Source organism: Luteococcus sp. Sow4_B9, assembly GCF_052116585.1.
Classification (GTDB): Bacteria; Actinomycetota; Actinomycetes; order Propionibacteriales; family Propionibacteriaceae; genus Luteococcus.
Map to the genome: position 1 here is coordinate 11958 of NZ_JBQKKT010000020.1, position 14017 is coordinate 25974.

General features: G+C 67.7%; 11 protein-coding genes. 7 read left to right on the forward strand and 4 right to left on the reverse strand.

Annotated elements, in window-relative coordinates; all coding sequences use genetic code 11:
• The first annotated feature begins 44 nt into the window (after positions 1 to 44).
• Positions 45 to 983 (forward strand): CAF17-like 4Fe-4S cluster assembly/insertion protein YgfZ, encoded by a 939-nt coding sequence (ygfZ, locus tag ACTQ49_RS11595; RefSeq protein ID WP_441827998.1) that lies wholly within the window; start codon positions 45 to 47, stop codon positions 981 to 983.
• Between the two features lie 120 nt (positions 984 to 1103).
• Positions 1104 to 2066, forward strand: coding sequence for an asparaginase (locus tag ACTQ49_RS11600; protein ID WP_441827999.1), 963 nt, complete (start codon positions 1104 to 1106; stop codon positions 2064 to 2066).
• Positions 2067 to 2155: 89 nt separating this feature from the next.
• Here the strand turns inward: ACTQ49_RS11600 and ACTQ49_RS11605 are convergent, their stop codons facing one another.
• The 3 genes from ACTQ49_RS11605 to ACTQ49_RS11615 form a co-directional block, all read right to left on the reverse strand.
• Positions 2156 to 3367, reverse strand: coding sequence for a L,D-transpeptidase family protein (locus ACTQ49_RS11605; protein ID WP_441828000.1), 1212 nt, complete (start codon positions 3365 to 3367; stop codon positions 2156 to 2158).
• A gap of 222 nt (positions 3368 to 3589) precedes the next feature.
• A complete protein-coding gene (gene typA / locus ACTQ49_RS11610; RefSeq protein ID WP_441828001.1) occupies positions 3590 to 5470 on the reverse strand; it encodes a translational GTPase TypA in 1881 nt (626 codons plus the stop codon).
• Between the two features lie 103 nt (positions 5471 to 5573).
• A complete protein-coding gene (locus ACTQ49_RS11615; protein WP_441828002.1) occupies positions 5574 to 7088 on the reverse strand; it encodes an amino acid permease in 1515 nt (504 codons plus the stop codon).
• A gap of 141 nt (positions 7089 to 7229) precedes the next feature.
• Here ACTQ49_RS11615 and ACTQ49_RS11620 point away from each other — a divergent pair, with 141 nt between their 5' ends.
• Positions 7230 to 7670 (forward strand): DUF3151 domain-containing protein, encoded by a 441-nt coding sequence (locus ACTQ49_RS11620; RefSeq protein WP_441828003.1) that lies wholly within the window; start codon positions 7230 to 7232, stop codon positions 7668 to 7670.
• Positions 7671 to 7810: 140 nt separating this feature from the next.
• On the opposite strand, the gene ACTQ49_RS11625 is transcribed toward ACTQ49_RS11620, so the two are convergent.
• Positions 7811 to 9205, reverse strand: a complete 1395-nt coding sequence (locus tag ACTQ49_RS11625) for an alkaline phosphatase (RefSeq protein WP_441828004.1) — start codon at positions 9203 to 9205, stop codon at positions 7811 to 7813.
• 268 nt (positions 9206 to 9473) lie between these two features.
• Here ACTQ49_RS11625 and ACTQ49_RS11630 point away from each other — a divergent pair, with 268 nt between their 5' ends.
• From ACTQ49_RS11630 to larB, 4 genes are all read left to right on the forward strand, one after another.
• Positions 9474 to 10757, forward strand: coding sequence for an adenylosuccinate synthase (locus tag ACTQ49_RS11630; RefSeq protein WP_441828005.1), 1284 nt, complete (start codon positions 9474 to 9476; stop codon positions 10755 to 10757).
• Positions 10758 to 10836: 79 nt separating this feature from the next.
• Positions 10837 to 12351, forward strand: coding sequence for a LarC family nickel insertion protein (locus ACTQ49_RS11635; protein WP_441828006.1), 1515 nt, complete (start codon positions 10837 to 10839; stop codon positions 12349 to 12351).
• A gap of 87 nt (positions 12352 to 12438) precedes the next feature.
• On the forward strand, positions 12439 to 13305 hold the full coding sequence (larE, locus tag ACTQ49_RS11640; protein WP_441828007.1) for an ATP-dependent sacrificial sulfur transferase LarE: 867 nt from the start codon (positions 12439 to 12441) through the stop codon (positions 13303 to 13305).
• Positions 13298 to 14011 carry a nickel pincer cofactor biosynthesis protein LarB gene (gene larB / locus ACTQ49_RS11645; protein WP_441828008.1) on the forward strand — a complete coding sequence of 238 codons (714 nt, stop codon included), beginning with the start codon at positions 13298 to 13300 and terminating at the stop codon, positions 14009 to 14011. The genes larE and larB overlap by 8 nt, the downstream gene beginning before the upstream one ends.
• Positions 14012 to 14017: the final 6 nt, after the last annotated feature.

A 14017-nucleotide genomic window follows, 5' to 3' on the forward strand; every position in this document is an offset into this window, starting at 1 on the left:
CGAAGTTCCCCCAGGCAGATCCTGACCACCAGAACGGAGTCGACATGTCCGAGGTTCTCGTGACGGCCGGGCCCGACGAGGGACTCGTCTGGCACCACGGCGATCCGATGCGCGAACAGCGCACGATGGAGGCCGGTTCCGGCGTGCTGCGGCTGTCCAACCGTCCGGTGCTGACGGTCACCGGCCCGGATCGTCTTGGCTGGTTGCACTCTCTGACCAGTCAGCACCTGACGGGCCTGCGGCCCGGTGAAGCCACCACGGCGCTGATCCTGTCTCCCAATGGCCATGTGGAGCACGTGCTGCACGGTGTCGACGACGGCACAACCTTCTGGGCCTGGACCGAGCCCGGACGCGGTGAGGAGCTGGTGGGGTGGCTGCAGCGGATGGTCTTCATGACGCGCGTGGAGGTCAGCCTGCGCCCGGATGTCGAGGTCTTGTGGGTCGGTCGCAACACGGCGTTGGTCGACGGTGGTCTGGTCAGCCGTCACAGCGCGGTGGCAGATGGCCGCGAGGTCTTCCTGCCGCGCGGCCAGCTGGTGGCCGGTGAACCTGTCGGGGTCTGGGCGCACGAGGCGCTTCGCATCGCCGCAGGAGTGCCGCGGATCGGCGTCGACACTGACCACAAGACCATCCCGAACGAGATTGGGCTGATTGGGACCCACCTGGACAAGGGCTGCTACCGGGGGCAGGAGACGGTTGCCCGGGTGCACACCCTGGGTCGGCCTCCGCGGCGTCTGGTCCAGCTGCACCTGGACGGTTCCATGGACTCGCTGCCGGAGACCGGCAGTCCCGTCGTCCATGGCGATCGGCAGGTGGGGTTCGTCGGTGGCGCGCAACGTCACCATGAACTGGGGCCGATCGCCCTGGCCCTGGTCAAGCGCAATGTGCCCGCCGACGCCGAGCTGCAGTGCGGCGAGATCAGCGCGTCCCAGGAGATCCTCGTCGATCCCGAGGTGGGCCTGCACGTTCGTCCTCGTCTCTGACGGTCCTGTTGGCTCGTCTCTGACGGTCCTGTTGGCTCGTCTGTGACGGGCCTGGCGACGCCCGCTTTCCATGCGATCGTCGTCGTCGACGAGAGAACCTGCGGCCTCTAGGATCGGGGCGTGGAGAATCAGAGTTCGCCGGTACTGGCGCAGGTCATTCGTGGCGACTTCCTGGAGTGTGTCCATCGCGGTCGTGTGGTGTTGACTGCACCCGACGCAACGGTGGCCTTTGCCCTCGGTGATCCAGAGGCGCTGCTGTACCCGCGTTCGGCCAACAAGCCGATGCAGCTGCTCGCCATGCTGCGCAGCGGTCTGGATCTGTCTGGTGAACTGGCCGCGCTGGCCGGCGCATCCCACTCGGGCGAGCAGTTCCATCTGGAGGGCACGCGGCGGATCCTGGCCGAGGTGGGCCTCTCGGAGGACGACCTGGGCTGCACCCCGGACTACCCGTTGGACGAGCAGGCACGAGCCGAGTGGACCATGGCTGGCCATGGCAAGGAGCCGGTGGCCATGAACTGTTCCGGCAAGCACGCTGCCATGCTGCGCACCTGTCTGCGGGCAGGCTGGCCCACCCAGGACTATCTCGATCCGCGGCACCCGCTGCAGCAGGCCGTGGCGGCGTGCATCATCGAATTGGGTGGTGCGGCCGCACACCAGACGGTCGACGGCTGCGGAGCCCCGCTGTTCGCGATGCCACTGCAGGGCCTGGCCCATGCCTTCGGTCGGCTGGCGGGTGCCGATGACGGTGAGTACAAGGTGGTGGCAGACGCCTATCGCAACCATCCCGAGTGGGTCTCGGGGACCCGACGTCAGGAACTGACACTGCATCGCGCCGTCCCCGGGCTGGTGTGCAAGATCGGCGCCGAGGGTTGCCTGGCGATCGGTCTTCCCGACGGCCGGGGGATCGCGATCAAGAGCGACGACGGCAGCGCCCGCGGACTGTTCCCGGTGGCTCACGCCCTGCTGACCCGCCTGGGTCTTGGCGGACCTGCCCTGGACGCCCTGGCCGAGGAGCCGGTGCTCGGTCACGGGCAGCCTGTGGGGCGGGTGCGCTCGGTCCCGGGGCTCTTCGACACCCTCTGAACAGCGCCGAGGGGCCCCACCGACGTGAAGTGGTGAGGCCCCTCACAGAGTCCGGGGGAAGCCCACGGAGGTTGACCAGGTGGTGACTGTCAGGCGGTGACGATCACCTTGTCACCCACCCGAACCTGCTCGTAGAGCCACTTGGCGTCGGACATGCTGCGCATGTTCACGCATCCGTGGCTGCCAGCGCCCGAATAGCCGATCCGGGCGAACTCGGCGGAGTAGTGGATGGCTTGGCCGCCCGAGAAGAACATGGTGTAGGGCATGTACACGCGGTACAGCGTGGAGTACCAGTTCGGGTGCTTGCGGTAGACGCTGAAGGCGCCGGAGCGGGTCTCCAGACCGGGCCGTCCGGTGCGCACGTCGTACTGGGCCTTGATCTGACCATTGATCACCCAGTACATCTTGCGGTCGCCCTTGTCGATGCAGACGGCGCGCCCGGTCCGGCAGCGCGAGTCCAGCTTGGAGGCGGCAGGGCTGGTCTTGACCGCGCCGCCCCACTTGGTGATCAGGTAGTAGTCGTACTTGCCGACGATGCCGTTGGCGACGCGGCCGCGGGCGGCCTGGAACTTCTTGACCGCAGCCTCGGTCCGGGTCCCGTAGTAGCCGGTGATGTCGGCGCTGCTCATCAGTCCGAGCTTGGAGAGGTTGTACTGGATGCTGCGCACGGTGGCGCCGGTGCTGCCCACCTGTGCCACTGCACCAGTGGTGGTCGTGGTGGTGGTCGTGGTCTTGACCGCGCCGCCCCACTTGGTGATCAGGTAGTAGTCGTACTTGCCGACGATGCCGTTGGCGACGCGGCCGCGGGCGGCCTGGAACTTCTTGACCGCAGCCTCCGTCCTTGCATCGAAGGTGTTGGTGATGTCGGCACTGGTCAGCAGGCCGAGCTTGGACAGGTTGTACTGGATGGTCCGGACGGTCGGGCCGGTGGAGCCCAGCCAAGCGACTGCACCGGATGTGGATGCCGTCGGAGTGGTCGTCGGCGCGGTGGTTGCGGCGCTCACCCGAACGGGGGAGGGGGCCACTGTGGCGGGCGCTTGCGTCGTGGCGGGAGCGCTGGCGGTGGTGGGCGCCGTCGTGGGCGTGGCGGTGGGAGCCGCCGGGCTGGTGGTCTCCTGCGCCGCGGCCTCCGGAGTGGCGGAAGTCTCGGGGCTGCTGGCCCCCGTCACGCTGGCCCCCGTCACGCTGGGCGTGGGGCTGGGTTCGGGCGTCGGCGCCGCGAACGCCGCGAGGCCGGAGCCTGCGATGAGGCTGGCCGCGGCCGCGGTGGCGACCAGGACTCGGGTGTGCGCATTGCTCATGACTACTGCCCTCCGTGGTGAGTTTCTTACCCTCAGTACGCACTTCGGCTGGCCTCGGTTGCAGTTCCCAGATGAGAGTTCGATGAGCTTTCGATGAGAGCTCGCGGACAGTCTCCCATGATGACGGTCATCCGACTCGTTGGGGATTCGTGTCACACAGTGAAAGACGGCTGGCCCCCGCAGAAGCGAGGGCCAGCCGTTCAGCCGATCTTCAGACCGAGGTCATCCCTTGGCCGCCAGATTGGCTGCCTTCGTCTTGTTGCGCAGCTTCGCACGCTCATTCTGGCTCAGGGCGATCTTGCGGATGCGGACGTCCTTGGGGGTCACCTCGAGGCACTCGTCCTCGGCGCAGTACTCCAGCGACTGCTCCAGGCTCAGCCGGCGCGGCGGGATGAGACGCTCCAGCTCGTCACCCGTGGCGGAACGCACATTGGTGAGGTGCTTCTCCTTGGTGGGGTTCACGTCCATCTCGTCGGGGCGGGAGTTCTCGCCCACCACCATGCCCTCATAGACCTTCTCGCCGGGTGCGACGAACAGCGTGCCGCGCTCCTGCAGGTTGAACAGCGCGTAGGAGGTGACAGAGCCCATGCGATCGGCCACCAGTGAACCGGTGGGGCGGTTGCGCATCTCGCCCGCCCAGGGGAAACGGCCCTCGAAGACGTGGTTCATGATGCCGGTGCCACGCGTCTCCGTGAGAAATTCGGTGCGGAAACCGATCAGGCCACGCGAGGGAAGCACGAACTCCAGACGAACCCAGCCGGTGCCGTGGTTCACCATCTGCTCCAGACGGGCCTTGCGCACCCCCATCATCTGGCTGACGGAACCGACGAATTCCTCCGGGCAGTCCACGGTCAGCCGCTCGTACGGCTCGTGGAGCTTGCCGTCGATCATGCTGGTGACCACCTCGGGCTTGCCGACGGTCAGCTCGAAGCCCTCACGGCGCATCATCTCCACCAGCACGGCCAGCTGCAGCTCGCCACGGCCCTGCACCTCCCAGGTGTCGGGGCGGTCGGTGTCCTTGACGGTGATCGACACATTGCCGATCAGCTCCTGGTCCAGACGGGCCTTCACCACGCGGGCGGTCAGCAGCTTGCCCACCTTGCCGGCCAGCGGCGAGGTGTTGATGCCGATGGTCATGGAGATGCTGGGCTCGTCGACGTGGATCAGGGGCAGCGGCTTGGGATCGCTCGGGTCGGCAATGGTCTCGCCGATCGTGATCTCCGGGATGCCGGCGATGGCGATGATGTCGCCGGGGCCGGCCTCGTCGACGGGCTTGCGCTCCAGCGCGTCGGTCATCAGGAGCTCGGACAGCTTGACATTCTGCACACTGCCGTCGCGGCGGATCCAGGCGACGGACTGGCCGCGCTTGATGACGCCCTCCTTGATGCGGCACAGGGCCAGACGGCCCAGGTAGGGCGAGGAGTCGAGGTTGGTGACCAATGCCTGGAGCGGGGCGTCCTCGGTGTAGGTGGGCGCCGGGATGGTCTTCGCGATGGTCTCGAAGAGGGGCTGCAGGGTCTCCGAGTCGGGCATCTCACCGTCGGCGGGCTGGTTCAGGGACGCCCGCCCGGCCTTGGCGGAGGCGAAGACCACGGGGAAGTCCAGCTGATCGGCATCCTCGTCGTCCACGAGGTCCATGAACAGCTCGTAGGTCTCGTCGATGACGGCGCTGATCCGGGCGTCGGAGCGGTCCACCTTGTTGATGACCACGATCAGCGGCAGACCCTTGGCGAGGGCCTTGCGCAGGACGAAACGCGTCTGCGGGAGCGGGCCCTCGGAGGAGTCGACGAGCAGGATGACGCCGTCCACCATCTCCAGACCGCGTTCCACCTCCCCGCCGAAGTCGGCGTGGCCGGGGGTGTCAATGATGTTGATGAGCAGGTCGGTGCCGTCGTCCATGTGGTGCTGGACGGCGGTGTTCTTGGCGAGGATGGTGATGCCCTTCTCGCGCTCCAGGTCCATGGAGTCCATGACCCGGTTGTTGACGTCCGAGCCTTCCCGGAAGGCGCCCGACTGCCAGAGCATGGCGTCGACGAGGGTCGTCTTGCCGTGGTCGACGTGGGCCACGATGGCGACATTGCGCAGGTCATTGCGGATGGGCATGCAGAAAGCTCCGAACTTCGAATGGAATTACTGGAAAAGCGTACGCCCATGAGACGGCCCCCGATGCGCACGCGTCACGGGGGCCTCTCAGTGGGATGTCATGTCAGTCGTGTTCGGGGCGTCGATCGGCGGCGACGGCCCGCTCGATCGAGGGCGACAGCCGCGCCCCGGTGGCCAGCCTGGAATGGCGATGGCCGTAGCCGAAGTAGACGGCCAGGCCGATGGCGAGCCAGACGATGAAGCGCGCCCAGGTCTCCACCGCCAGGTTGAGCGTCAGCAGGATGCAGATCACCGCGGACAGGATCGGCAGCACCGGGGAGAAGGGAACCTTGAAGGGCCGGGGCAGGTCAGGGTGCGTGCGACGCATCACCGGGATGCCGATGCTGACCAGGATGAAGGCGCTCAAGGTGCCGATGTTCACCATCTCCTCCAGCGTGCCGATGGGCGTGAAACCGGCGAGCAGGGCGATCACGGCGGTCAGGATGGCGATGATCTTCGTCGGGGTGCGGCGGGTGGGGTGCACCGTGGCGAGGCGCATCGGCAACAGGTTGTCTCGGCACATGGCGAAGACCAGCCGGGAGCAGCCGATGATCATGGTGAGCACCACGGTGAACAGGCCGACGACGGCGCCTGCGGCGATCAACGTCGCCATCCAGGTCTTGCCGTGGTGGGCAAAGGCCTGGGCCAGCGAGGCGGACGGTTCCAGCTGGTCGTAGCGGACCATGCCGGTCACCACCACGCTGACGGCGCAGTAGAGGACGGTGGCGATCACCAGCGAGCCCAGGATGCCGCGCGGCAGGTCCCGCTGCGGATTCTTCGTCTCCTCCGCGGCGGTGGCCACGACGTCGAAGCCGAGGTAGGCGAAGAAGACCAGGGCTGCGCCGGCCAGGATGCCGCCCACGCCGAAGGCCGTGGGCTGCAGGCCGAAGACCGCCTGCACCAGCGGCTGCTTCCAGACGCTGTCGATGGTGGACGACGGGACCGGATCCGGGACGAAGGGGGTGTAGTTGCTCGGGTTGATGTAGCCGATGCCGGCGACGATGACGAACAGGACGATCGCGATCTTGATCCCCACCATCACGGTCTCCACCCGCATCGACTCCTTGATGCCCAGGCTGACCAGGGTTCCGAGCAGCAGCGCGAGCAGCACCGCGGGCACGTCCACCGTGCCGCCATAGGTCCAGTTGGCCGGCAACTGGATCCCCATGTGCCCCAGCAGCACTCCCAGATAGGCGCTCCACCCCTGGGCCACCACGGCCGCCGCCAGCAGGAGTTCCAGGATCAGGTCCCAGCCGATGATCCAGGCGACGATCTCGCCCATCGATGCATAGCTGAAGGTGTAGGCCGATCCGGAGACCGGGACCGCCGACGAGAACTCGGCGTAGCAGAGCGCCGCCAGGCCGCAGCAGATGGCTGCGAGGATGAAGGAGACGACGATGGCGGGTCCGGCCACCTGATTGGCGGCGCGCCCGGTCAGGGTGAAGATGCCGGCGCCCACGATGATGCCGACCCCGAAGACGGTCAGGTCGAAGGCGCTCAAACTCTTGGTGAGCTTGTACTCCGGTTCATCCGTGTCGCTCAGTGACTGCTCGATGGACTTGGTCCTGAAGATGTTCATGCACTCCGCCGTTCGTGGGATGGGCATGCAAATTCTCTGGCGTCGGAGATGGCCCTCCAGCTGCATCCGCATGCTGGACGTCTTGGCCACGGTGTGACTGCGCGCACAGACGGATTCTGTCGCGATGCCTAGAGTGGTGTCATGGCACCTGAGACCCACCCCAATCTGATGGCCACCGGCCCCGAGACCCGCCTTCCCGAGGACCCGGCGCTCGACCAGTTGTCGAAGCGCGGCATGGAGCAGTTCATGGACATCGTGCGCGAGAATCCCACGTCGAGCCTGTGCTGGGCACTGCTCGCCGAGGCCTCGCTCATCACCAAGACACCCGAGGATGACATCGCTGCCTACGCCTATGCGCGCACCGGCTACCACCGGGGGCTGGATGCCCTGCGTCGCAGCGGTTGGAAGGGATCCGGCCCCGTGCCGTGGGACCACGTTCCCAATCAGGGATTCCTGCGCTGCCTGTGGGCGCTGGGCGAGGCGGCAGGACGGATCGGGGAGACCGACGAGGCCGAGCGGTGTGCCCAGTTCCTGCGTGACTGCTCCGAGGAGGCCCATCAGGTGCTCACCGGCGAGGCGTGACGGCTGCCGGTCACCCAACCTTCCCGAACAGGACGAGGGGCTCGCCGCATGGATGCGGCGAGCCCCTCTGTTCGTTCAGCCCTGTGGCGGGGCTGGACGGTGCCCGGCGTGGGTGCGTCCCCTCACGCTGGCGGGCAGGCTCACTTCTTCTTCGAGCCAGCGGCCTGGGTCCGGTTGGCCCACAGGTCGTCGAGCAGCAGGTTCGCCAGATCGGTGTTGTCCAGGTACTTGCCCCGGACGGGATCGCCGGCGACGGCCTTGGCGGCCAGCTGCTTGGAGCCGGCGCCCTTGGCGTAGACGGGCACCAGCTGGTTGGTGTGGTCACCGGAGTACCAGCTCAGACGGGGCATCGTGCCCTTCTTGCCGCGCAGCAGTGTCCAGTTGGGATCGGCGTTGACGCCTTCCATGTAGCCGGTCTCGTGGTCGGCCGTGACGATGAGCAGGGTCTCGTTCCAGTTGGAGTTCTTGGTGACCCAGTCGTTGACGGCGGTGAAGGCCTTGTTGAATTCCAGCGTCTCCTCGATGTTGCGAGCGCCATTGTTGGAGTGCCCGGCCCAGTCGATCGCGCCGCCCTCCACCATCAGGGTGAAGCCGTCGGGGTCATTGTCCAGGACATTGAGGGCGCCCTTGGTCATGGTGGCCAGGTCCGGAACATTCTTGTTGAAGGGCACGTCGTAGGGCTCGCTGGACTCTCCGTCGCGGGCCTGCTGCAGGGTGGTGGCGGCCTGGGCGATGCCGAAGACCCGCTTGGGGGTCTTGCCCTTCGTCAGCTTCTCGAAGTCGGCCTTCTCCTCCACCAGGTTCCAGCCCTTCTGGCCTTCCTGCAGGGCGGTGAAGTCCTTCTCGCCGATGTACTTGTAGTTGGGCTTGTCCAGCTTCTTGCCGTTGTCATCGAAGGCGGGATGGCCCGCGCCCATCATGACGGTCATCTTGGACGCAACCTCCTGGGAGGCGATGCCCAGGTAGTCATTGCGGCTCTTGTTGTGCACCACGTAGGAGGCGGGAGTTGCGTGGCTGAACTGCACCGACGAGATCGAGCCGGCGGCCTTGCCCATGCTGATGGCGCGCTCGGAGATGTTCTCCACGGGCTTGCCGTCGGGGTCGACGCCCAGGCCCGCGTTGTAGGTCTTCACGCCGGTGGCCATGGCGGTGCCGGCGGCGGCGGAGTCGGTGGGGCTGACCTTGACGTAGTCGAAGTCCTTCCAGGCGCGCAGCGGATCATAGGAGCCTTCATTCCAGGTGGTTGCCATGTCCACCTGGACGGGGAAGCGCTCGTAACCGAAGGCGGGCTTGCCGGTGACCTCGCGGACCTTGCCGGGGGTGCCGACGGTCTGCTTGTAGGCGCGGCCCTTGTCGTAGAGGCTGGCGGCGGTGATCTGGTTGTAGCCCATGCCGTCGCCGATCATGACGATGACATTCTTGGGGGCCTTGGGTGCCTTCTTGCGGGGGGCGGCATCGGCGGTGGCGCCGGCGCAGGCGAGCGATCCGACCAGCACGAGGCTGGCCAGTGAGGCGGTGATGCGACGAGTGGACATTGGATCTCTCCTCATGGGGGGTTTCCTGCGAGCCGTAGTAGTTCCAGCCAAGCGGCTGAACGTGATGACTGGATGGCCTTCAGGTGAAGTTCAGGTGAGCGGTGGGCGGCCTGGAGTCGTGCGATGGCTGGGCTGAGATGGCTGGGTCACCCGGAAGGGGTGGGGTAGGGTTGTGTGGCAAGAGCCCGCTTGCGCCCGTGCAAGGGGCTTCAACTGTTTCTGGGGCTGCCATCGTCGGCGGACCCGTGGATGATTCTGGAGGGCTGAAATGCCTGGCATCGTGGTGATCGGTACGCAGTGGGGCGACGAGGGCAAGGGCAAGGCCGTCGACCAGCTCGGTGAGCGCGTGGACTACTGCGCCCGCTATTCCGGTGGCAACAATGCCGGTCACACCGTGGTGGTCAATGGTGAGACCACCGTGCTGCACCTGCTGCCGTCGGGCATCCTCAACCCCAACACCACCTGCGTGCTGGGCAATGGCGTCGTGATCGACCTCGACGTGCTCTACGCCGAGCTCGATGAGCTGGCCGCCCGTGGCATCGAGGTGGCGCACCCCAAGATCTCCGCCACCGCACACGTGCTGACCACCTACCACCAGACCATGGACAAGGTGACCGAGCGTTTCGCCGGCAAGCGCAAGATCGGCACCACGGGCCGCGGCATCGGTCCGGTCTACAGCGACAAGATCAACCGGATGGGCATCCGCGTCCAGGACCTCTTCGACGAGGAGGTGCTGCGGGACAAGGTGGCCGCCGCCCTGGTGACCAAGAACAGCCAGCTCGTGAAGATGTACAACCGTCGCGAGATCGAGGTGGACGAGGTGGTCGAGGGCCTCCTCAAGCACCGCGAGCGGATCCGCCCCCATGTCATCGACTCGGCTCGCCTGCTCAACGATGCGCTGGACCAGGACAAGGTGGTGCTCTTCGAGGGCGCCCAGGCCCACCATCTGGACGTCGACCACGGCACCTACCCCTATGTCACGAGCTCCAACCCAACCGCCGGTGGTGCCTGCACCGGCACCGGCGTCGGTCCCACGCGCATCGACCGGATCGTCGGAATCGCCAAGGCCTACACCACACGCGTCGGCGAGGGTCCCTTCCCGACGGAACTCTTCGACGCTGACGGTGAGAAGCTGCGCACCGAGGGCGGCGAATTCGGCGCCACCACCGGCCGCCCCCGGCGCTGCGGGTGGTTCGACGCCCTCGTCGTGGAGCAGGCAGCCACCTACAACGGTTGCACCGACATCTTCCTCACCAAGCTGGACATCCTGTCCGGCTGGGAGAAGATCCCGGTCTGCGTGGCCTACGACGTCGACGGTGAGCGTCTGGAACACTTCCCGGTGGACTCGATCCAGCTGGCGAAGGGCACGCCGGTCTTCGAGTACCTGGAGGGCTGGCACGAGGACATCTCGGGTTGCCGCAGCTTCGACGAGCTGCCGGCAAACTGCCAGGCCTACGTGCATCGCCTGGAGGAGCTGATCCGCTGCCGCATCTCCGGCATCGGCGTCGGCCCCGGCCGCGAGCAGACCATCACCATCAACGACCTGCTCTGAGCCGCGTCGCCCGGGCCCTGCCCGCAACTTCTGGCACCCGTTCGCCCCTGTGGCGGGCGGGTGCCTAGGGTTGGGCCAGATGCCGAACCCCTGGGAGGAAGCCGTGACCGAGACGCTGCATGCCTGGCTGGACGTGACCGCCGGAGTGGCCGGGGACATGCTGCTGGGCGCCGCCCTGGATGCGGGGGCCCCACTGGCCGACATCCAACGAGCCCTGGACCTGCTGGTACCCGGATCGGTGCGCGTGCATGCCGAGCCGATGGTGCGCGGAGGGCAGCGCGGCACCAAGGCGCGCGTGGAGGTACTGGTTGACGACCCGCCCCACCGCACCTGGGCATCCATCCGGGAGATGCTCTCGCAGCACCTGGCTGGCGGCTCGGGTCTGCATCCCCGCACCGCCGAGATGGCACTGGCTGCCTTCGAGCTGCTCGCCCGGGCCGAAGCCCGCGTGCACGGCACCTCGGTTGACGAGGTCCACTTCCATGAGGTGGGGGCGCTCGACTCGATCGCGGACATCGTCGGTGCGTGCGAGGGACTCCGCCTGCTGGGGGTGCAGTCAATCAGCGCCTCCCCGCTTGCGCTGGGGGAGGGGCGCATCAAGGCGGCCCACGGGGACATTCCCGTCCCCGTCCCGGCCGTGCTCGAACTGGTGCGTGGCTGGCAGGTGCTCCAGACCGGCTATTCGGGCGCCACTCGGGAACCTCGCCTCGACGAGCTCGGGGAACGGTCTGGGGTGGTGGAGCAGTCTGGGGCGGCAGAGCCGGTCGAGGCCCACCACGACCATGGGCATCATCACGACCACGGGCACCATCACCATGGGCACGATCACGACCACCATCACCATGGGCACCACCACGACCACGGGCACCATCACGACGAGCCGGCCCCGGTGACTGTGCCCGGTGTCGTCGGCGAGCTGGCGACACCCACGGGAGTTGCCCTGGTGCGTTCCTTCGCAGACCGGTGCGAATCGATGCCGAGCCTGTCGGTGGCCGAGGTGGGCATCGGGTGTGGCGGCAAGGACTTCCTGGACCACCCGAACGTGGTCCGGCTGGTGCTGGGCCATCGGATGGAGCAGTCATCGGGCGTCGGGGGCGGGCAGTCCGCACACGATCCGGACGGCACGCAGCTGCTGGAGATCCAGGCCAATGTGGACGACCAGGACCCCAGGCTGTGGCCGGGTGTGATCGACGCGCTCCTGGCTGCGGGCGCGAGGGACGCCTGGCTGGTCCCGATCCTGATGAAGAAGGGACGTCCAGCCCACACCCTCCATGCCCTGGCGACCAGTGACCGCGAGCAGGCCGTGGTCGAGGTGCTGTTGACCCACACGAGCACGCTCGGGTGCCGGGCGGTGCCCGTGCACCGCACGATGCTTGAGCGACGCTTCACCCAGGTGCAGGTGGAGGGTCATGACATCACGGTGAAGATCGGGCATCGCGACGGGCGGGTGGTCCACGCGGCGGCGGAATTCGAGTCCATCGCCGCGGTGGCCGCGCACGTGGGCCGCCCGGAGCAGGAGGTCCTGGCCGCGGCGCACGCAGCCATGTACGCGGCCGGGATCGTGGCCGGTGCGCCGGTGGTCGACCGGGACTGACCACTCGCCTGAAGGCCGGCGGGTCCCCCGGCAACAGCTGGCGCTGAGTGGGAAATGTGCTGACGGGCCCCTAGGCTCGGCACCATCATGGCAACCAGCACCCAGCTCAGCGGGCAGCAGGCACAGGACGCCGCTGCCGTGGCACGACAGTTCGACGGCCTCGACGGGAGACTGGGCATCGCCTACTCCGGCGGGGTGGATTCCGCGGTGCTCTGCGCGCTGGCCGTGCGGGCCCTGGGCGCCAGCCGGGTGGTGGCGCTACTGGGGGTCAGCCCGTCGCTCGCCGCCGACGAGCGGCGGATCGCCCACGAGGTGGCCCGGCAGATCGGCGTCGAGGTGCGTGAGGTCCGCACCCACGAGGGCGACAATCCCGCCTATGTGGCCAATGACGTCGATCGCTGTTTCCACTGCAAGGATGAACTCTTCACCCGCATCGACGACGAGCTGGTGCAGGAGTTGGGGCTGGCAGCCGTCGCCTACGGCGAGAATGCCGACGACGTCCTGCGGCCGGACCGCCCCGGCTCCCGCGCCGCCACCCGGCACGCGGTGCTTCGTCCACTGGCCGAGGCGGGAATCACGAAACCGCGCGTGCGCGCCATCGCCCGCGAGCTCGGTCTCAGCGTGGCCGACAAGCCGGCCGCCCCGTGCCTGGCCTCCCGCATTCCCCACGGCGAACCCGTGACACCGCAGAAGCTGCGGCAGGTGGAGGCCGCGGAGGAAGCCGTGCGTCGTGCGGGATTCAGCGACGGACGTGTGCGCCACCACGGCACCATCGCCAGGATCGAGCTGCCCGTCGACGAGATGGGCCGGCTCGCCGACCGGACTCTGCGCGAGCAGTTGCTGGCCCAGGTGCGGGAGGCTGGCTTCGGCCACGTGACCGTGGACCTGGCCGGGATCCAGTCCGGGCAGTTCACGATGCAGATCCTCACTCGGCAGGAGGCGCAGCATGGCTGAACCGATCTCCTCGACAGGTGCGGGTGACCCGACGCCGATCGATGAGCTGGACGGCATCGCCACCCTGGACCTGGAACGCGCACGGCGTCGCGGCTACCCGGAGGCCGTCTACTGCGAAGGCAAGACGCCCGAACAGGTGGGCGCCATCGCGGCTCGCTTCCGATCTGCGGGAGCCCCGGAGAGCGGGGCGGTGCTGTTCACCCGGGCCGACGAGCGTCACGCCGTCGCCGTGCTGGATGCCCTGCCCGACGCGATGCATGACCCCGTCGCCAGGATGCTGGCCTGGCCGCCGAATCCGCCCGAGCCCACCGGCGAACTGGTGGTGGTTGCCTGCGCCGGGACGTCAGACCTGCCGGTGGCTCGTGAGGCTGACCTGACGGCGCAATACCTGGGGCGGCACACAGAACTGGTGGTCGACATCGGCATCGCCGGACTGCATCGCACTCTGTCCCGTCTGGAGCAGCTGCGGGCTGCGGGTTGCGTCGTGGTGGTGGCCGGGATGGACGGCGCACTGCCCGGGCTGGTGGCCGGTCTGGTCCAGGCGCCCGTGGTGGCGGTGCCCACATCCGTCGGCTACGGGGCCGCCTTCAACGGTCTGGCGCCGCTGCTCACCATGCTCAATGCGTGCGCCCCGGGCGTTGGGGTGGTCAACATCGACAACGGCTATGGAGGCGGTCACCTGGCCGCCCAGATCACCGCCCGCTGAACCGCG

Bases quoted from the DNA above. Each gene is read 5' to 3' on its own strand.
- ygfZ (WP_441827998.1), top strand. From the start codon at position 45: ATGTCCGAGGTTCTCGTGACGGCCGGGCCCGACGAGGGACTCGTCTGG.
- ACTQ49_RS11605 (WP_441828000.1), bottom strand. From the start codon at position 3,367: ATGAGCAATGCGCACACCCGAGTCCTGGTCGCCACCGCGGCCGCGGCC.
- typA (WP_441828001.1), bottom strand. From the start codon at position 5,470: ATGCCCATCCGCAATGACCTGCGCAATGTCGCCATCGTGGCCCACGTC.
- ACTQ49_RS11615 (WP_441828002.1), bottom strand. From the start codon at position 7,088: ATGAACATCTTCAGGACCAAGTCCATCGAGCAGTCACTGAGCGACACG.
- ACTQ49_RS11620 (WP_441828003.1), top strand. From the start codon at position 7,230: ATGGCACCTGAGACCCACCCCAATCTGATGGCCACCGGCCCCGAGACC.
- ACTQ49_RS11625 (WP_441828004.1), bottom strand. From the start codon at position 9,205: ATGTCCACTCGTCGCATCACCGCCTCACTGGCCAGCCTCGTGCTGGTC.
- ACTQ49_RS11630 (WP_441828005.1), top strand. From the start codon at position 9,474: ATGCCTGGCATCGTGGTGATCGGTACGCAGTGGGGCGACGAGGGCAAG.
- ACTQ49_RS11635 (WP_441828006.1), top strand. From the start codon at position 10,837: ATGCCGAACCCCTGGGAGGAAGCCGTGACCGAGACGCTGCATGCCTGG.
- larE (WP_441828007.1), top strand. From the start codon at position 12,439: ATGGCAACCAGCACCCAGCTCAGCGGGCAGCAGGCACAGGACGCCGCT.
- larB (WP_441828008.1), top strand. From the start codon at position 13,298: ATGGCTGAACCGATCTCCTCGACAGGTGCGGGTGACCCGACGCCGATC.